We start from the raw sequence: 20265 nt of genomic DNA, 5'->3' as shown, positions 1-20265 counted from the left end.
CGAACACAGTAGTTAAGCTCGTAAACGCCGAAAGTACTTGGCTGGAAACGGCCTGGGAGGATAGGAAGTCGCTGATTAATAAAGAAAGAGCACCCAAAGGGTGCTCTTTTTTTATTACTTGGTGAGTTTACATACGAGCAGGGCGCCCTGGGATCCCCAGTGAACCATCTTTGAAGGAACGAAGTGACGCACAAAGATGTGTGAATCGGGGAGTTCCTGGCGTAAGATTTTGAAGCCCTAAAGGGGCGTACAAAATCCACAGCCAGGAACAGGGAGTCGCCAATGAGAAGGTTATATTTGCCTAAGCCGTTTCCAGCCAACATGGAACAAGTAATATCTATGGAATAATACAATAGGCCTGGGATAAGCAGGGCTCATGATTTGTAGGAGTGAAACGACGCACAAATCATAGAGCATCGCTTAGTTCCTAGCGTAAGATTTTGAAGCCCCAAAGGGGCGCACAAAATCCACAGCCAGGAACAAAGTAGGCAAAGAAAAGTATGAAAAGATAAAATAGAAGAAACGACGCACAAATCATAGAGCATCGCTTAGTTCCTAGCGTAAGATTTTGAAGCCCCAAAGGGGCGCACAAAATCCACAGCCAGGAACAAAGTAGGCAAAGAAAAGTATGAAAAGATAAAATAGAAGAAACGACGCACAAATCATAGAGCATCGCTTAGTTCCTAGCGTAAGATTTTGAAGCCCCAAAGGGGCGCACAAAATCCACAGCTAGGAACACATAGGAAGTCGCAGATGACAAGGTTATATCTGAAAGCTGTTTCCAGCTAGATTAGACAAGTAATATCTAAGGTATGAATGATTAGGCCTGGGATCCCCAGTGAACCATCTTTGAAGAAACGAAGTGACGTACAAAGATGAGTGAATCGGTGAGTTCGGCCCGTAAGCTTTTTTCACGCTCGAAGGGAGGAAGAAAAACGACAGGGCAGAACAGGAAGTTGCAAATGACAAAGATATATCTACTAAGACGTTTCTTATGAATAATATGAAGTAATCAGTTTTCCTACAATTAGTAGATCTTTCATCATTCTGACTTTTTATATTAGGATACCGATTATTTTACATAATGACAAATCAACTGTAACCTTGTATACTATACCTATTATTAAGGTATATAAGGTGATAGTATGATACATAATAAACGAAACAATATTTTCAAAAGACCTAAGATAGAATTTTTTAACACCTTTGACAGGGAAGAGTTTCTTTTATTAATTGTAAAAGGCATTCTTATTGGAATAGTGGCAGGTACGATTGGATCTGCTTTCAGATATATCATTCACTGGGGCAATGACTTTCGTCATGTGTTTATGGCTACTGTTACAATAGAGCAAATCATTATATGGACCATCGTTATGATGATCTTAGGGTGGTGTTGTCATTTACTATTAAAATGGGCACCCCTATCAGGTGGTTCGGGGATTCCTCAAATCGAAGGGGAAATGAAAGGAATCTTTAATATGAACCCCTTTCCTACATTAGTATCTAAGTTTTTTGGAGGTGCTTTTACAGGCATTGTTGGATTCTCTGTAGGTCGGGAAGGACCATCGGTACAGCTTGGAGGTGCAACTGGTAAGTTACTGTCGAATTGGTTTGGGAGTTCTCTTCGAGAGGAGCGGATTTTAACATCTGCAGGGGCTGCGGCAGGTTTGACAGCTGCTTTTAGTGCACCAGTATCAGGAGCTATCTTTGTGTTTGAAGAAGTGCACAAGAGTTTTTATCCTAAGCTGGTGATTCCTACCTTTTCTGCTACCATTTCGGCGAATTTAATAACTTCTTTGGTGTTTGGCCTAACGCCGTCATTGGGTTTCTCTGTGATGGAAAGTATCCCTATCGAATATTTTGCTACACTTCTTATATTAGGTGTTGTGGTAGGTTTCTTCGGGATCTTTTTTAATCGTATGATTGTGGGTGTCAAATCCGTATATGATAAACTTCCGATTTCTAGAGGGTGGAAAATTTCACTCACATTCCTAGGGGTGACGCTATTAGGACTGGATTCACAATTGCTCCTAGGTGGCGGCAATGATGTAGTTAGTATGATGGTTGAACATCAACAGACATTACAACTGCTAGTATATATTGTTATAGGCAAGATTATTTTAACATCTATTTGCTATGGTAATGGTGCACAAGGTGGTATTTTCCTACCTATGGTGGTGATTGGATCGGCAGTGGGAGCGTTGACGCATAGTATATTGGTAGAATTGCACATGCTTCCTAATGCCTTCGGTGGTAGTTTTATCATTTGTGGTATGGCAGGTATGCTAGCAGCTTCTATGCGAACACCTTTGTTAGCGATTTTACTTGTTTTAGAAATGACAAATAGCTTTCACAGTATATATCAAGTAGGAACGGTGGCAATCATTGCATACTTAACGGCAGAATTTATGAAAGAATTGCCAATTTATGATAATCTATTACTTCGTATGAGCCAAGGCATTGTAGGCGCGGAGGAAGAGCAAACATTTTTCCAAACACGATTGTCAGTAGTATGTCCTTATGTAGATACGATGTTAAAAGATATTGAATTACCGAGGGGAGCCATCATTGTTAGTATTGATCGAGGAGGGCAACCGATCGTACCAGTGGCGACAACCGTGTTACAGTGTGGCGATGAACTATATGTTTCTTGCACCAAAGGACAGCTAAAAGAAGTAAAAGAATTTTTCAGTCAGTAGCAGTTGCTATAGAGATAGGATAGAAGATATGTTACTATATGTATAGGTATAACTTAAATGTTTTGGTCACTTAGATAGTGTATTTTTTATGGTTTCGGTGGTGGTTAGAGATTGTATTGATTTATTTTTAGCTGAGTAGTGTACAAATAAGAGTATATCTTCATAGTTCTAATTTAGAATCATATATATTATAGAATTTGGTGTAATATACTTTGTTAAGAAAATATGATAAGCTCCCTTTAGTATGGAGAAGTTATAGCTGGCCAAGTAAGATGCGTACACTATAGGAGATTTATCCTATATAGTTTTGGTTACATAGAAAGGAAGAGAAACATGGCAATGATGGAATTTACAGACCGTCCGTTGACAGTAGCGGTTATTACGGTGTCTGATACAAGAACAAAGGAAACGGATAAAGGTGGAGCCCGTGTTGAGGAGTTAGCTCGTGAGGCGGGTTTTGTTGTGGTTTCTCGACAAATTGTGACAGATACAATCGATGAGATTCAAGGTGCTATTCATAAGGCTTTCACTGGCAATTATGGTAGAGAAGTTCAAGTTTTGACGGAGTCTACAGGTAATGATGTTCGTGCTTGGACATATGAAGATAATGTAGGTGTTGCAGATATTATTATCAGCACAGGTGGTACAGGAATTGCTAAACGTGATGTATCCATCGAGGCAGTGCAACCTCTATTAGATAAGGAGATTCCGGGCTTTGGTGAGTTATTTCGTTTCTTAAGTTATCGTGATGATATTGGTACAAAAGCGTTGGCTTCTCGCGCGATTGCTGGTGTGAAAGAACATACGATTTTATTTGCCATCCCAGGTTCGGTAGGGGCTGTTACGTTGGCTATGAAAGAATTAATTTTACCAGAAGTGAAACATTTAAAGCGGGAATTAATAAAATAATGGATTAGAGATAGCTATCTTTTGTAACTATGTATTCATAGTGCTGAGGTAGCTATATTTTTGCTTTTTACAGACTAAAATTTGATACTTGTACATAGTTATTAGTTTTATGAGATATTGTAATGACACATAAATAGAAGCAAATTAGTCATAGAATGTATTTTTCGTAAAAGATGCAAAGTAGAAACTAAAAAATGATAGGCTCTTTTGCATTTTGCGTGCACAAGTGATTGGTAACGTGCTATAATGGAACTATATAAATCACATAGTAAGTTATTGGAGGATGTAATGGCTTTCAATTTAAAAGGAAAAGAAGAAAAGTTTTTCAGTATGCTGAATGACCATGCTGAACTATGTCATGAGGCGGCACAGTTGATGCAAGACGTATTTGAAGGAGAAGTGGAAAAGAAAGAAGCTCTTCGTCAAATTGAACAAAAAGAGCACGAAGCTGATGAGTTGGTGGCGGCTACGATGGACCGTTTGCGTAAAACCTTTATTACACCAATGGACCGTGAAGATATCCAACTATTGATTGATCAATTAGATAATACCATTGATAATATCAAAGAAATCATGGATAAAATGGTGATGTATCAAGTGCAAAGTGAGCCAACTACAGGAGCTATTCGTATGGCAGAAATTGTAGCGAAGTGTTGTAAGCACATTAAAAAATCTATTTCTTATATGGGAAGCTTAAAGAAAAACTATTTGAAAGTAGAAGGTCGTGCTTTAGAAGTGTTGCGTCTGGAAGCAGAAGCAGATGACATTTATCATGTGGAAATGGCGAAACTTTTCACAGAGTGCAGTGACCCTATTGAAATCATTAAGTGGAAGGAAATTCTTAGTTCCATGGAAGAAGTTATCGATGGCTCTGAGACTTTGGTAGGAACATTCCGCCGGGTAGTATTGAAGTATGCTTGATGGTTGGGTGATATGGGCCGTCGTTTTATTAGCGTTGGCCTTTGACTATATAAATGGATTCCATGATACTGCGAATGCGATTGCTACGTCGGTATCAACAAGAGCCATTGCTCCAAAAACAGCAGTGATGATGGCGGCTACGTTAAACTTTTTAGGAGCCATGATCAGTACAGGTGTTGCGAAAACAATTGGTGGGGATATCGTTACAGCTCCTGAGATGATTAATGGTGAGATTATAGTAGCGGCGCTAGTAGGCGCCATTTTCTGGAACCTCTTAACCTGGTGGTATGGGATTCCCAGCTCTTCTTCCCATGCATTAATCGGTGGTATTATTGGTGCCGTACTGATTTCTGTAGGACCAGAAGCGTTACAAGCTGGTGGGATTGGTAAGATTTTTATTTCTTTGGTGGCCTCTCCTATTTTAGCGCTAGTCTTAGGCTATATTGTAATGAAAATATTGCTGATCTTATTTGGACGATTTTCTCCCATTGTTTTAAATGATCGATTCCGGAATATGCAATTGGTATCTGCGGCACTCATGTCATTCTCGCACGGTTCCAATGATGCACAAAAAGCGATGGGGATCATTACGTTAACCTTAGTAGCTAGTGGTCATTTACAAACCTTAGATGTACCTATTTGGGTTAAAATTGCCTGTGCCACAGCGATGGCCTTGGGTACAGCAGCAGGGGGATGGAAAATTATTGCTACTGTAGGTAGTAAGATTTTTAAATTAGAAAGTATCAATGGATTTGCAGCGGATTTAAACTCTGCCATAACTATTTTTACGGCTACTTTATTACACTTGCCAGTATCTACAACACATGTTGTGAGTGGATCAATCATGGGCGTAGGCACTGCTATGCGTGTGAAAGCGGTGAACTGGAGTACAGCACGGTCCATGGTATTTGCTTGGTTTATTACGATACCATTATCTGCTAGTGTATCAGCCTTGGCATATGTAGTGATTGATGTGTTGGCACATATATAAAAAATGAAGAAATAATGAAGAAATGTGTTGCAACATTCTCAATAATTTCTTATAATAGAGGTAAGAGATGCTCGAAGGCGTATGCACTCGAGCATTTTTTATACTTTTAAAGTATACTGTTAGAGTGTACTTTTAATGCCCATACATATACAGTTTAGTTTAGATTCAATAAGGGAGATATCATTGAAATTTAATCAGGCAACAGACTATGCATTTCGGATTATCTTATACATGTCTACATTACCATTCGGTACTCGAAAGGTAGGGGCAGAACTAGCAAAAACAAGTAAGATACCTGAACGATTTTTGTTAAAAATTATGCGCTATTTGGTGAATGCAAAGTTATTACATTCCTATCGTGGCGTAGATGGTGGATTCACCTTGGCTAAAAAGCCAAAAGATATTAGTTTATATGATGTGGTAACAGCCGTAGAAGGAGATACGTATTTACAACATTGTTTATACGACTCTAACAGTTGCTCCCGTGGTTGCCATGGTCAATGTGCCGTGCAAGAAGCGGTTGGTAAAATTCAATCTGTATTAATAGAAGAATTAAAAAATGTTGATTTCGAAACGTTAGCGAAACGTGAACGTTCGATTCATATATCAATGCACCATGTGGTCTAAATGTATATTCAAGTGAGGAGGAATTAGCATGATGGATGCAGTCTTGTTAGCTCGTTTTCAATTTGCGTTGACTACGATCTATCATTGGCTCTTCGTACCGTTCACGCTAGGAATGACAGTATTGGTAGCAATACTTGAAATTACCTATGCGCGCACAAAAAACGAAGTGTACAAAAAAATGGCAAAGTTTTGGGGTAAATTATTTCTAATTAACTTTGCAATGGGTGTTGTAACAGGTATCGTTCAAGAGTTCCATTTTGGAATGAACTGGGCAGAATACTCTCGTTTCATGGGAGATATCTTCGGTGCTCCTTTGGCGTTAGAAGCCTTAACAGCATTCTTCTTAGAGTCCACCTTTATGGGGGCTTGGATTTTCGGCTGGGATAAATTATCTGCGAAAGCCCATGCATTTGTAGCGGTGTTAGTAGCGATTGGTAGTAACTTATCCGCATTTTGGATTTTAGTAGCGAACTCATTTATGCAACATCCAGTAGGGTATGCACTTCGTAATGGCCGTGCAGAAATGGATTCTTTTGCAGCCATCTTACAAAATGGGTATTTACCAGGTCAATATTTACACATCTTTACCGATGGCATCTTAACAGCAGGTGTGATTATTGCTTCTGTCAGTGCATGGCATTTATTGAAAAATAATCATGTAGAATTTTACTCTAAATCTATTAAATTTGGTTTAGGTGCCGCTGTGATTGGTGGTTTATTAGTAGGTGGTGCCGGTCACTTCCAAGGTCAAACCGTGGCAAAATTACAACCTATGAAAGTAGCTGCTTTTGAAGCATTATGGGAAACTCATGATCCAGCTCCATTTGCTATCGTAGCTGGCATTGATCAAGAGGGTAAGAAGAATAACTTTGAAATCGGTGTGCCAGGAGCATTGTCCTTCGTAGTTCATGACTCTTTCAAAGGGGAAGTGAAAGGTATTAATGATCTTCAAAAAGAAGCAGAACTAAAACATGGTGCTGGTGATTATGTACCACATGTAACATCTATGTTCTGGTCCTTCCGTGTGATGATTTTAGCGGGCATCATTATGCTTGTCACATCTATTGTAGGTTACTACTTGCATATGAAAGGCAAATTGCTTAGCAATAGAGTAGCTCTAAAAAGCATCTATCATTTACTAGCCCTTCCATTCATTGCTAACTCCACTGGTTGGTATGTGGCTGAAGCAGGTCGTCAACCATGGCTTGTATACGGTTTACAAAAAACAGCTGATGGAGCATCCAAAGTAGTAACGGCGCCGGAAATCTGGACAACAATCATCGGGTTTACTGCTGTATACGTAGTGATGGCGATTGCTGCGATTTACCTAGCAGTAAAACATATTCAAGCGGGACCATCTGGTAACCCAGCTCATGATGTGGTTGAACAAGAGGAGGCTACATTATGGAAATAATTACAAATAACTTAGAATTAATTTGGTTCATCTTAGTAGGTGTACTATTTACAGGATTCTTCATCTTAGAAGGTCTTGATTACGGTGTAGGCATGTGGCTTCCATTCTTGGGTAGAACAGACCGTGAACGCCGTCAATTAATCAATACGATCGGACCTGTATGGGACGGTAACCAAGTATGGATGCTGACTGCTGGTGGTGCGATGTTCGCATCTTTCCCACAAGTATACGCTACACTATTTAGTGGTTTTTACTTGGCATTATTCTTGATGTTAGCAGCTTTGATTGCTCGTGGTGTGTCCTTCGACTTCCGCAGTAAAGATAAAAGCCCAACATGGCGTGCTGCTTTCGACTGGTGTATTTTCTTTGGCTCTGCTATTCCAGCTCTTCTATGGGGTGTGACAGTAGGTAACCTAATTCAAGGTACGCCAATCGATAAACACATGAACTATGTAGGTGGTTTCCTAGATTTATTGAGCGTATACACAATCCTTTGTGGCATTGCATTTGTATGCGTATTCTTGTACCATGGTGCATTATATGCTTCCTTGAAAACAGTAGGGGAAATCTCCGAACGAGCTCGTGCAGCAGCCCTAGTAGAAGGTGTGATTACAGCAGTTGGTGCATTGGTATTGGTAGGGGCTACCTATGTGTACACTGACTTGTTCAACAGCACATTGGCTACAGTAGCCTTTGCATTAGCCATTGTAAGCTTCTTAGTATCTTGGGGCTTCACACGTACGCGCCAAACTGGTAAAGGGTTCGTGTTCAGTGCATTGACAATTCTATTTGTTACACTAGCTTACTTTGCAGGATTATTCCCTCGCATTATGGTATCTAGCATTGATCCAGCGTACAGCTTAACAATCATGAATGCAGCATCTTCTACATACACATTAACATTGATGACAATCGTAGCATGCATCTTCGTACCTATCGTATTAGTGTACCAAGCATGGGCATACTACTATTTCCGTCATCGTGTATCACAAGATGACTTACACTATTAATTTATAGTAATTTTGAAAGGGGCGTGGTTTCACGTCCCTTTTGTTGTATAGACTAGGAATCCATACACAACGATTCTGAAAGGAGGTCTTATGTTTCATTCCTTTGCGTGGCAATTGGTCAAGTTGCATCCTCGTTCCTATGGAGGGCTGCTGTTGCTGACCTTAGTTGGTACAGCAGCGACTTTAGGACAAGCTTATGCCTTTGCTCTTATCATTAATAGCTTAGTGGTACAAGGTGAAAGCCTATCCTATGGCACGATGACTGTATTAGGCGCCATGATTCTTATGCGTATGGCATGTTCTCATGGAGAACAGTGGTTGCGAGACCATATTGCTAGCACCGTTCATGAGGACCTACGGAATCGAGTCTTGCATCATATGATCGCCCAAGGTGTTCGTCAATCTGACAGTGCTGGATCTGTCACCCATATTTTGACAGATGGATTAGACCATGTAGATGCCTATATGAGCCAATACATCCCACAAGCTCTCTATGCGGTGTTGATTCCTCTTATGATATCCATAGCTATCATCGATTCTATATCTTGGATTGGATGGATTTTATTGGTTACCTATCCTTTGATTCCTTTCTTTATGATTCTCATCGGTAAAAAAGCGGACAAATTAAACAAACAACAATGGGAACGAATGCAATTCTTAGGTGGCCATTTTCTTGATGTATTACAAGGTTTGACGACACTGAAAGTATTTGGCAGAGCCAAAGAACAGGTCCATGTTATCGGTCGCTTATCTGGCGAGTTTCGTGATGCTACATTAAAAGTATTACGAATCGCTTTTTTGTCTGCCTTGGTATTAGAATTAATCGGTACTATTAGTACTGCTATGATTGCGGTCTACTTAGGGGTATCCTTAGTCTATGGTGAAGTAGAGTTTTTGCCGGCTTTCTTTATTTTGCTATTAGCACCAGATTTCTATGCACCTCTACGACAACTAGGTGCTGCTTTCCATACAGGTTTGTCTGGTAAGGTAAGTTTGACAGCAGTACAAGAGTATCTCACATCTGGTATAGAAGTAGTTCGTACAGGTCAAGAAATACTTGAGGAACCGATTCAAACCATTGAGTTCTGTGATGTGGCGTACCAATATGAAGAAGAGCAGGTGGGTTTAGAGACTTTCACAGGCGTACTGAAACGTGGGCGTTCCTATATGCTAGTTGGTGAAAGCGGAGCGGGCAAAACTACTATATCCAATGTGCTCATGCAATTATTGACGCCTACTAAGGGACAAGTCACAGTGAATGGTTGTGATTTACAAAGCTTAGATAGTCAGTGGTACCATAAGCAAATTGCCTATCTCAGTCAAACGCCGTATATTATGAGTGGCACCTTACGGGAGAACTTACAATTTGGGTTAGAGGTAACTGACGAAACGTTGTGGCAAGTATTACAACAAGTGCAATTGGCTGATTTTGTGGACACATTGCCATTAGGTTTAGATACAGTAATTGGAGAAGGTGGCTACGGATTGTCTGGCGGACAACGTCAACGATTAGCATTAGGACGAATCTTGTTACGACCAGCACAAATCTTAATCCTTGACGAAGTGACGGCTCATTTAGATGTGGAAACGGAAAGCCTAATCATGCAGGTATTGCGTGAGTATGGAAACGATAAAATTGTTCTTTATGTGGGCCATCGAGTGCAAACCATGAAGTATGTGGATACTTTATTTGTGATGCAAGCAGGAAGGCTAGTCGAATCGGGTAGTTATGCGGACTTAGTGGCACAAAATGGATATTTTACGTCTTTAGTGAATACCTATAGTAATCCAGTGATGCAGAAACTAACGGTGAAGAGCGACGATTTTATATGTGCAGAACAAGTCTCAGAAACAGCGTATATTGAGAATGCTGGCATCCGTGATAAAAGTGTTCCATTTGACGTAGTAGCTCTACATGACTCAGATGGATTACATGGTAAGGAATCTATTGCGATAGTTGATGCACAGGTGGTACAAGAGGGAATTGCTAGTACCTACCAAATGAAGTATGGCAATGAGGCTCATAGAGCCATGAAATCGAGCACTCCAAAAGGTGAGGCACTACGAGGTGAAGCGACAGGTTCTGTGATACAACAGGATATACGCCGTGGGCTAGTATCGTTATGGAACTTGCTATCTCAACATAGAGTATTGTTAGTGGGTAGTGTTATGTTTGCCATGGGAACGGTGCTCATGAACATAGGACTTCTGACTACGTCCACATGGCTTATAACGAAAGCTTCTGAGCATCCTATATTGGTAGTTCTTAGTTTGGCTATCGTAGGAGTACGTTTCTTTGGGATTGGCCGTGCCATCTGTCGCTATGGGGAACGATATGTGTCGCATTCGATGGCTTTTCAAGGTTTGTATGAATTACGTATTGCCTTCTTTAAGCGGTTAGAACCATTGGTGCCACGCATCTTTCAATCGATGAAAATGGGTGACCTATTAGGTCGTATTATGGCGGATATTGAGACATTACAGTTCTTTTATTTGCGTACCTTAGTCCCTAGCCTTTCGTTCATCGGTGTTACAGTATTAGGTTGCATGATTGGCTACCAATTGTATCCTATAGTTGCGATAGTGATTGCACTGTACAGTATCATTGTAGGTGTGGTATTGCCAATCATCATTACCTATGCCTTACGACAAGTTCCACCTATGAAGCTCCACACAAGAGGACGGATGAAAGAGGAACTAATTGAATCGATTCATGGTGTAGTGGATATCATTATGAGCCATCAAGAAACAAGATTTGTACAGTCTATGAAAGCATCGTTTAGTGCCTATGATGGTTGGCAAAGTCTATGGAGTCGTGGCGTTCGCTGGAACCAGACTATCCTACTAGGACTAGCTCAATCAGCATTACTAGTGGGGGTGGTCGTTGGAGTGTGGGTCATCAATGAAACTGCCTATGGACCACTATGGGTGGCTGTTATCGCTATTGGATTGCAGGCCTACTTTGAAGTGTTGCAACCTATGACAGAAGCCTCCTTGCATGGATATGAAAGTGCCCTAGCCATGGACCGATTAGAAGGTCTAGCAGGTCAAGAAAGCCAACAGATACAATCAGTAGATTGTGTAAGTAATGATAGTAGTAGAGGCTTGAGTGAATACGTTGATAATGACAGTTCGCATGATGTATCTCCTATGATTCGTGTACAATCACTATCCTTTGCCTACGATGTTCTACCTATTTATGATGGGTTAGACTTGTCGATTCAAAAAGGTGAGAAAGTAGCGATTGTAGGCCCTAGTGGGTCTGGCAAAAGTACCTTATTTGCACTGTTGCAAGGATGGTATACCTACAGTGGTACTATCTCTATTAATGGAGTTGATATAAAGACACTTTCAGAAGAACAATTGCAATCCTATATGGCATATGCTACCCAAGATATCTATGTATTCCATGCGACTATAGGAGATAATATTCGATTGGCTAAGCCGAGTGCAACAGATGAAGACATTTGGCAAGCTTTGGAGGCGGTGCAATTGTCAGACTGGGTACGTAGTCTACCGAAAGGATTGCGTACCATGGTCGGGCAAGGAGGAATGGGACTCAGTGGTGGACAACGGCAACGTCTTGGTATGGCGCGATTATATCTACGCGATGCAGAGATTTTGCTCTTGGATGAGCCACTAGAAGGATTAGATCAAGTCACACGGCACTTGGTGCAAGATCAGCTACATACCTTGTTCCAAGGAAAAACTGTGTTATATATTACACACCATATTGAACAATTACATGAAATGGACCGTATCTTGTTCTTAGAACAGGGCCACATTGTAGAAAGTGGAACTTATGAAAGTTTATTAGCTTTACAAGGACGATTCTATGAATATCATCGATTGAGTATGGAACGAATTTAAGAGATAGACTGAAATTGTATGTACTAGTGGCGTAGATACTATATTGGTGTAGCTCATGCAAATATGTATATATCAGTAGGAGTAAGATATAAGTCCTTGTAGGACCAACGAAGAGCCCTACCTATAGTGAATATACTATAGATAGGGCTTTTCTTTCATTTGTAGGGGGACTATGATATAATTGTGGTAAATTATGAAAGTGTATCACTTAGATTCGAATAACCTACTAGATAGGAGATATATATGGGACAATTAGTTACGAAGCTATTGAAGTTAGCCAATGCTGTAACTACACAAACACATATAGAAGGCCCACGCTTACCTGAGTCATTAGAAGATGGAAATACATTGTACGATCATCGTATGCTATCCATTGAGGAAGAAGCGGTGAACCGCAAGATGCGATCTGTGGTGCGTAATCATTGGTTTTTTCATTCTATTATCTTTGAATTTGAACCCAATAATAAGGTATTTATGAATGTTATTACGAAATTGGGGAATGTCATCAATGTGGAGTTTGATATTGATGATATTTGGTTTGATGATTATACCTCTACAATTCAGCTCAAAGTAGATATGGCTAATGTGGATATGGGTGGTTTATTCTTAAATATAATTACCCACATTTTGGGAAACTGGAGTTTGCATGTATTGGGGATGTTCTTTAATCCTTTCAGTATCGGTAATGATACATCATCTATGCGTTTAGAAAAGAAAGGCATTATTCGATTTGACTTGTCACCGAATAGCCCAGTACGTGAGTTCATTCCTTGGCCGCAACGACCAAAAGAAAGTGTGGGGCCAGTGCTATTAACAGCCATCAAATCAGGACAATCTGTATTGCAAGTAGAGTACTATGCATTCCATCAGAAGTTAGAAACTTATTCAGCTCCGGAAATGCCGGGAAAAACGAACTGGGTTCGGTCCATAGATATGGCAGCAGCGTTGTTAATGCCGATAGGGGTTTGGGTGAGCTTTATTATCTTGAACCACTACTTACCACACGAAGAATTACAGGATTTTTCTTTTTCTACGTATTTCTTTATTTCTTTAAGCATTTTACTATTCAGTTTTGTCGTCATGAATATTCCTCGGTATATTTATATGTATTTTGAAACGAGGAAAAAATGGCAATCTGTATTTGTAAGCAATAATGTTAAGATCCAGATGCGACGACTACAACGACGCATTGCTATGCAAAAGCAGGCTCTAGAGAATGATAAAAATGTTGTGAAACGACAAGAACATATCGTGGAAATGTTGATGCAAATACGGGATAAACGATTCTTAGCACATCGGTTGAAAGTGGCTGATGAAGATCGGGATAGGAAACAGAAAGTGAAGTTTATTATTGCGTATGTGCTGTGTACATTCCTTGAATGGATGCTCCTTATACACTGAGCACTTATACTTGAAAGGGGGAGGGATATGGGAGACATAAAAACATGCTGCCGCAAATTGTTTTTATGTCTCCCATATCCCTCCTTTTCAAATGTAGTAAGTTCTGAGGTAGGCGTCGCATGGAGAAGGGCTAGACAAGAAAATATTGAGTAAACAAAAGGACTGCTTTTTGTACTAGGTACAAGTGGCAGTCCTTTGTGTATTGTTTATTAAGCAAAAAATAGCACTAGCTATTTAGATAGCTAGTGCTAGAAGTTTTTATATAAGTATCCACTATATTTGATTAGAAAGTTTTATTTTTTAACGTCCGGGACGTTGGTTGGATTTGCTTTGAATGGGACTTTGACTGGTGTGGATTTACTTGGTTCTGGAGCCTCGATGTCGGGGTGTTCCCATTCGAGTTGCATGATGCGGAACTGGTGTTGGTTGGCAAAGCGTTTGAGTTGCCAATTGTCTCGCTCTAGTTCTTTCAGTCGATCTCCGTGAGAGTTGCTGATATTTTCTAGGTTAGTTAAGCGATAGTGAAAGGTATCACTATGTTCCATGGTGTGCTCTGTGTCAATGCGTTCTTTCAGCGCATCGATTTCTAGTTGTTGAGACACCATCCAATAGGTTGTGCTTAGCACGTAGAGGATAATCCAGAATAGGGGCTTCCGTAGGAGAGTGCCTACTTTCAAAAGTAGATTACTCAGCTGTTTCATCATGGGTGTCGCCAGGGATCAAAGGCAAGCGCGCCATCACAAAGTCTAACCATAGGCGGGAAGCATGAGATAGGTAATGTCCTTTTTTCCAAATCACGTGTAAAGTATGCATAATTTCAGGGTTTACTAAAGGACGTACTACCACGCTAGATCCTACTTTTGTATTTTCATCTTCTGTAGGGCATAGACGGCTAGGTAATAGTGCGATTGCTAAGTGAGCAGCTACAGTTTGCAACATTAAATCGCGCTGGCTAGTTTCAAACACGATATGCGGTTGGAAGCCAACAGATTTACAAGATTTTACGATTTCATCATGTAAGTTAAAGTCATCTTTGTGCAATACGAAAGATTGGTCGGCCAATTGATCAAGAGAGATAGAGTCTTCTTCTGCTAATGGATTGTCTTTCGGCAAGATAACACTTAGAGGGTCACTTGTTAAGTAGAAGGAATCGAATTCTTTCGCATTAGGTTTAGTACAAATAATCCCCACGTCGATAAGACCTTCTTGGACAGAGATTTCTATTTTTTTAGAACCATGTTCATATAATTCTAATTCGATTTGAGGGTAGGTTTGTTTGAACTCTCCTAATAATTGCGCAAAGATAGGGGCATCTGTCACTGGCGGTAATCCAATTAATACAGAGCCTTGTTCTAGGCGGAATTCGTTTTCGAAATCGATTTTTAAATGCTCAAACATGAATACAACCCGTTTAGCATGCGTTAAAAAGATGGTGCCACCGTCAGTCATTTCAACGGATTTTGCATTACGAATGAATAACACAACACCTAGCTCATCTTCAAGAGCTTTTATAGTACGGCTGATAGCAGATTGTGAAATGTGAAGATTTCTTGCGGCCTTGCTGAAACTTTTTTGATCCGCCACTTCTACGAAGTATTTTAAGTGATGAAAGTCCATAATGCACCTCTTAAATATGGTAATAACAAAAGTCCTCTTTTTTAGTATGCTATTTGAGCAACAATGCATGTATAAATGTAAATTGATAATCGCATAATTAGCAATGCATGATAGTCCATATGGTATTGCGAAGTTATCGTTCTCAATGTATAATGAAACCATAAGGCTATATCAATTTGTTCACGAAGTAGATTAGCTACTTCACGAATTTGCAAAGAGGTACTATATAACTTATATATTATTACATTTTTGCAACATATGCAATCTTTTTAGAAATAAATGATTCATATTTCAAAAAACAATTTGATACTCAAGAGGGGAAGACTTATCCGGCGAGTGCTTGGATATGAGTCTATATACATCCCCTATTTTGTATGTAACTACAAGTGTTAATTTTTATTTGCTTTAAGGAGGCTATTTTAACATGCGTAAAATGAAAACTATGGACGGCAACCAAGCTGCAGCTCACGTAGCGTATGGTTTTTCTGAAGTGGCAGCGATTTATCCAATCACTCCATCTTCTCCAATGCCAGAACATGTGGATGAATGGGCAGGACAAGGTCGTAAAAACTTGTTCGGTCACACTGTACAGGTTGTTGAAATGCAATCCGAAGCCGGCGCTGCAGCAGCAGTTCACGGTTCTTTACAAGCGGGCGCATTGACAACTACTTTCACATCTTCTCAAGGTCTATTATTGATGTTACCTAACTTGTACAAAGTGTCTGGTGAGTTACTTCCAGGTGTATTCCACGTAGCAGCTCGTGCTATCGCAGCGCAAGCATTGTCTATCTTTGGTGACCATCAAGACGTTATGGCAGCTCGTGCTGCTGGTTGTGCTATGTTAGCAGAATCCTCTGTACAAGAAGTTATGGATCTTGCTCCAGTTGCGCATTTAACAGCGTTAAAAACTCGCGTTCCTTTCATCAACTTCTTCGACGGTTTCCGTACTTCTCACGAAATCCAAAAAATCGAAGTATTAGAATATGATGAATTAAAACCTTTAGTAGACCAAGACGCTCTAGAAGCATTCCGTCAACGTGCGTTGAATCCAGATGCTCCTGTAACTCGCGGTACTGCTGAAAACCCTGATATCTACTTCCAACATCGTGAAGCTTCTAACCCATTCTATTTACAAGTTCCTGATGTAGTAGAACATTACATGCATGAAATCAACAAAATCACTGGTCGTGATTACCAATTGTTCAATTACTATGGTGCAGCTGATGCAACTGACGTAATCGTAACAATGGGTTCTTCTGCACAAGTAGCTACTGAAACTGTAGATTACTTAAATGCACAAGGCCGTAAAGTTGGTTTCGTACAAGTACACTTATTCCGTCCATTTGCGACAGATCGTTTTGTAGCGGCTCTTCCTAAAACTGTAGAACGCGTTGCAGTATTAGACCGTACAAAAGAACCAGGTGCTTTAGCTGAACCTTTATTCTTAGATGTTCAAGCAGCACTTGTTCAACACAATATCAATGCTAAAGTATTCGGCGGTCGTTATGGTCTTTCTTCTAAAGACGTAATCCCAGCTGACCTTGTAGCAGTATTCGATAACATGTTAGCAGAAGCTGGCAAACGTTTCTTCACATTGGGTATCAATGACGATGTAACTAACTTGTCCTTGAACCGTGCTGAAGGTGTATCCGTGAAAACTGAAGGTTTAACTGGATGTAAATTCTGGGGCTTCGGTTCTGACGGAACTGTAGGTGCTAACAAATCTGCTATCAAAATCATCGGTGACCATACAGATATGTATGCACAAGCATACTTCGACTATGACTCCAAAAAATCTGGTGGTGTGACAATGTCTCACTTACGTTTTGGTAAAAACCCAATCAACAAACCATACTTGGTAACTGAACCAGAATTCATTGCTTGTCATCGTCAATCTTATGTACATGAATATGATCTTCTTCGTGGTATCAAACATGGCGGTACATTCTTATTGAACTGTACTTGGGGTCCAGAAGAATTGGCAGAAAAATTACCAGCAAAACTTCGCCGTACAATTGCTGAAAAAGAATTGAACTTCTACATCATCAATGCAGCGAAAATTGCAGCTGAAATTGGTTTGGGTGGCCGTATCAACATGGTTACACAAGCTGCATTCTTCAAATTGACTGAAGATACAATTATTCCTATCGATAAAGCAGTAGAGTACTTAAAAGACTCTATCGAAAAAACATATGGTAAAAAAGGTGCAGACGTTGTTGCAATGAACAACCAAGCTGTTGACCAAGGTGTTGGTGCTCTTGTAAAAGTAGACGTTCCAGCAGCATGGAAAGATGCAAAAGATTCTGAAGATACTTTTGAAAAATCTTCTTGCACAACTTGCCCAAGCTATGTGGCTAACATTGCTAAACCTGTTAATGCACAAGCTGGTTACGATTTACCAGTATCTGCTTTCACAGGCTATGAAGATGGTACATTACCTTCTGGTACAGCTGCATTCGAAAAACGTGGTGCCGCTTTATTTGTTCCTCACTGGATCAAAGAAAACTGTATCCAATGTAACCAATGTTCCTTCGTATGTCCGCATGCGACTATCCGTCCTGTATTAGCGACAGCAGAAGAAGCAGCAGCAGGTCCAGAAAACTTTGAAACAATTCCAGAAATGATGACTAAAGGCGAATTGCAATTCCGTATTGCAGTATCTCCATTAGACTGCTTAGGTTGCGGTAACTGCGTAAACATCTGTCCAGCTCCTAAAGGAAAAGCAATCGAAATGCGTCCTATCGATGGCGAATTAGAATTTGCTCCAGCTTGGGATTATGGTGTAGCATTGCCAACTAAATCTCACCCAATGAAACAAGAAACTGTAAAAGGTTCCCAATTCAAAACTCCATTGCTTGAGTTCTCCGGCGCTTGCGCAGGTTGTGGTGAAACTCCATATGCTAAATTGATTACTCAATTGTTCGGTGACCGTATGATGATCGCCAATGCAACAGGTTGTTCCTCCATCTGGGGTGCATCTATGCCAGCATCTCCATACACTAAAAACCAACAAGGCCAAGGTCCTGCATGGGCTAACTCCTTATTCGAGGACAACGCTGAGTTCGGTTATGGTATGTTCATCGGTACTGAAAAAATCCGTACACAATTAGCTGAAACTGTAGCTTCCATCGCTGAAACTGCTGATGAAACAACTAAACAAGTTCTTGACTTGTGGTTAGAAAAACGTCTTCAAGGCGAAGGTACTCGTGACCGCGCTAAAGCAGTAATCGACGCTCTTTCCAAAGTAGAACAAACAGAAGCTGTAAAAGAAGTGTTGGCTAAAAAACAATACCTTGTTAAACGTTCCCAATGGATCTTCGGTGGTGACGGTTGGGCATACGATATCGGTTTCGGTGGTCTTGACCATGTATTGGCTTCCGGCGAAGACGTTAACGTATTCGTATTCGATACAGAAGTATACTCCAACACTGGCGGTCAAGCATCTAAATCTACTCGTGTAGGTGCGGTTGCTCAATTCGCTGCGCAAGGTAAACGTACAAACAAAAAAGACCTTGGCATGATCGCTATGACATATGGCAACATCTATGTGGCTCAAGTTGGTATGGGTGCTGACATGAACCAATTGATGAAAGCATTGGCAGAAGCTGAAGCATATCCAGGTCCATCCCTAATCATCGCTTATGCTCCATGTATCAACCATGGTATCAAAGGTGGTATGGGTAATGCACAAGCTGAAACTAAACAAGCTGTTGCATCTGGTTACTGGGATCTATACCGTTACAACCCAGCATTAAAAGCACAAGGCAAAAATCCATTCAGCCTTGACTCCAAAGAACCTGATTATGAATTATTTGATTCCTTCTTAGGAAAAGAAGTTCGTTATACATCTTTGGGCAAAGCAGTTCCTGCAATGAGCAAAGAATTGTTAGAAATTAACAAACAATTAGCTAAAGAACGCCGTCAATCCTATGTTCGCCTACAAAAAGGTTTTGAAGAAGAATTGCAAGGCTAATCAGTAGCTAAAGTAATACAAAAAGGCTCTCCCTAGGGAGGGCCTTTTTATCAGAGTTGTATACTAGTGTTTTTACTTTATAACATATTAGTAATTCATACAAAGTATATTACTGTAAAGTAATAATACATAAAGTTAAGAGGAGAATCCTTGACAAATAAGGCTTAATAGCGTATACTAATTGAGTATTAACAAGTAGAAGCCATCCGCTTCTCACCTAATGTCATGAAATGTTGGGTACAGATAGTTACAAACTATGCTCGGATGGCCTTGTGCCATCCGATTTTTTTATCCCTTTGGAGGTGACTAGTATTAGCAAAGATACACCGCGTATTAATGAAGAGATCCGTGCTCGCGAAGTTCGTGTCGTAAGTGCAGATAATGATCAGTTAGGTATTATGTCTGTTCGTGATGCTCTAGCTATGGCAGAAGAACAACATTTAGATCTAGTAGAAGTAGCCCCTAATGGTAAACCACCGGTTTGTCGTATTATGAACTATGGTAAATACCGTTATGAGCAACAAAAACGCGAAAAAGAAGCAAAGAAGAAGCAAAAAACTTTTACATTGAAAGAAGTTAAGCTTCGTCCTCACATCGAAGATCATGATTTTTATGTAAAACTTAAAAATGCAGCTAAATTCTTAGGTGATGGTAATAAAGTTAAGGTAACGATCATGTTCCGCGGTCGTGAATTGAGCCACCCAGAATTGGGGCTTAATGTGCTGACTCGTTTTGCTGGTGAATTAACTGACCAAGCGGTTGTTGAAAAAGAAGCGAAACTAGAAGGCCGAAACATGACAATGATTTTAGCTAAAAAAGGTAATTAGGAGGAA

General features: G+C 40.2%; 13 protein-coding genes and 1 other annotated feature. Of the genes, 11 read left to right on the top strand and 2 right to left on the bottom strand.

What is annotated here, in order from left to right:
- The first annotated feature begins 1145 nt into the window (after positions 1-1145).
- The 9 genes from EO127_RS03620 to EO127_RS03580 all read left to right on the top strand — a co-directional run bounded on the left by EO127_RS03620 (position 1146) and on the right by EO127_RS03580 (position 13842).
- On the top strand, positions 1146-2699 hold the full coding sequence (locus EO127_RS03620; protein WP_127448043.1) for a ClC family H(+)/Cl(-) exchange transporter: 1554 nt from the start codon (positions 1146-1148) through the stop codon (positions 2697-2699).
- 333 nt (positions 2700-3032) lie between these two features.
- The gene (locus tag EO127_RS03615) at positions 3033-3608 is read left to right on the top strand and encodes a molybdenum cofactor biosynthesis protein B (RefSeq protein ID WP_127448042.1); all 576 of its coding nucleotides are present in this window, start codon (positions 3033-3035) and stop codon (positions 3606-3608) included.
- Positions 3609-3896: 288 nt separating this feature from the next.
- Positions 3897-4529: a DUF47 domain-containing protein gene (locus EO127_RS03610; protein ID WP_127068576.1), complete on the top strand. Its 633-nt coding sequence runs from the start codon at positions 3897-3899 to the stop codon at positions 4527-4529.
- Positions 4522-5520, top strand: coding sequence for an inorganic phosphate transporter (locus tag EO127_RS03605; RefSeq protein ID WP_127448041.1), 999 nt, complete (start codon positions 4522-4524; stop codon positions 5518-5520). Before EO127_RS03610 ends, EO127_RS03605 begins: the two co-directional genes overlap by 8 nt.
- Before the next feature lie 183 nt (positions 5521-5703).
- On the top strand, positions 5704-6147 hold the full coding sequence (locus EO127_RS03600) for an Rrf2 family transcriptional regulator (RefSeq protein WP_127068578.1): 444 nt from the start codon (positions 5704-5706) through the stop codon (positions 6145-6147).
- Between the two features lie 28 nt (positions 6148-6175).
- A complete protein-coding gene (locus EO127_RS03595) occupies positions 6176-7561 on the top strand; it encodes a cytochrome ubiquinol oxidase subunit I (RefSeq protein WP_127448040.1) in 1386 nt (461 codons plus the stop codon).
- A complete protein-coding gene (cydB, locus tag EO127_RS03590; RefSeq protein WP_127448039.1) occupies positions 7552-8571 on the top strand; it encodes a cytochrome d ubiquinol oxidase subunit II in 1020 nt (339 codons plus the stop codon). The genes EO127_RS03595 and cydB overlap by 10 nt, the downstream gene beginning before the upstream one ends.
- Before the next feature lie 90 nt (positions 8572-8661).
- Positions 8662-12441, top strand: a complete 3780-nt coding sequence (cydD, locus tag EO127_RS03585; RefSeq protein WP_127448038.1) for a thiol reductant ABC exporter subunit CydD — start codon at positions 8662-8664, stop codon at positions 12439-12441.
- A 243-nt stretch (positions 12442-12684) separates the two neighbouring features.
- Complete coding sequence (locus EO127_RS03580) at positions 12685-13842, top strand: hypothetical protein (protein ID WP_127448037.1); 1158 nt, start codon at positions 12685-12687, stop codon at positions 13840-13842.
- A 293-nt stretch (positions 13843-14135) separates the two neighbouring features.
- Here the strand turns inward: EO127_RS03580 and EO127_RS03575 are convergent, their stop codons facing one another.
- Together EO127_RS03575 and EO127_RS03570 are read right to left on the bottom strand one after the other, a co-directional pair.
- Positions 14136-14546, bottom strand: coding sequence for a hypothetical protein (locus EO127_RS03575; protein ID WP_164742270.1), 411 nt, complete (start codon positions 14544-14546; stop codon positions 14136-14138).
- Positions 14527-15459: a LysR family transcriptional regulator gene (locus EO127_RS03570; RefSeq protein WP_127068584.1), complete on the bottom strand. Its 933-nt coding sequence runs from the start codon at positions 15457-15459 to the stop codon at positions 14527-14529. The genes EO127_RS03575 and EO127_RS03570 overlap by 20 nt, the downstream gene beginning before the upstream one ends.
- Before the next feature lie 424 nt (positions 15460-15883).
- Here EO127_RS03570 and nifJ point away from each other — a divergent pair, with 424 nt between their 5' ends.
- The gene (nifJ, locus tag EO127_RS03565; RefSeq protein WP_127448035.1) at positions 15884-19432 is read left to right on the top strand and encodes a pyruvate:ferredoxin (flavodoxin) oxidoreductase; all 3549 of its coding nucleotides are present in this window, start codon (positions 15884-15886) and stop codon (positions 19430-19432) included.
- 187 nt (positions 19433-19619) lie between these two features.
- Positions 19620-19729, top strand: a sequence feature (ribosomal protein L20 leader region).
- Between the two features lie 5 nt (positions 19730-19734).
- Positions 19735-20259, top strand: coding sequence for a translation initiation factor IF-3 (infC, locus tag EO127_RS03560; RefSeq protein WP_009354125.1), 525 nt, complete (start codon positions 19735-19737; stop codon positions 20257-20259).
- The last annotated feature ends 6 nt before the right edge of the window (positions 20260-20265 follow it).

The organism is Veillonella sp. 3310 (assembly GCF_003999875.1).
Lineage (GTDB): Bacteria > Bacillota > Negativicutes > Veillonellales > Veillonellaceae > F0422.
Note: the sequence above shows the minus strand (reverse complement) of the source record. Positions and strands in the feature narration are given on the sequence as shown.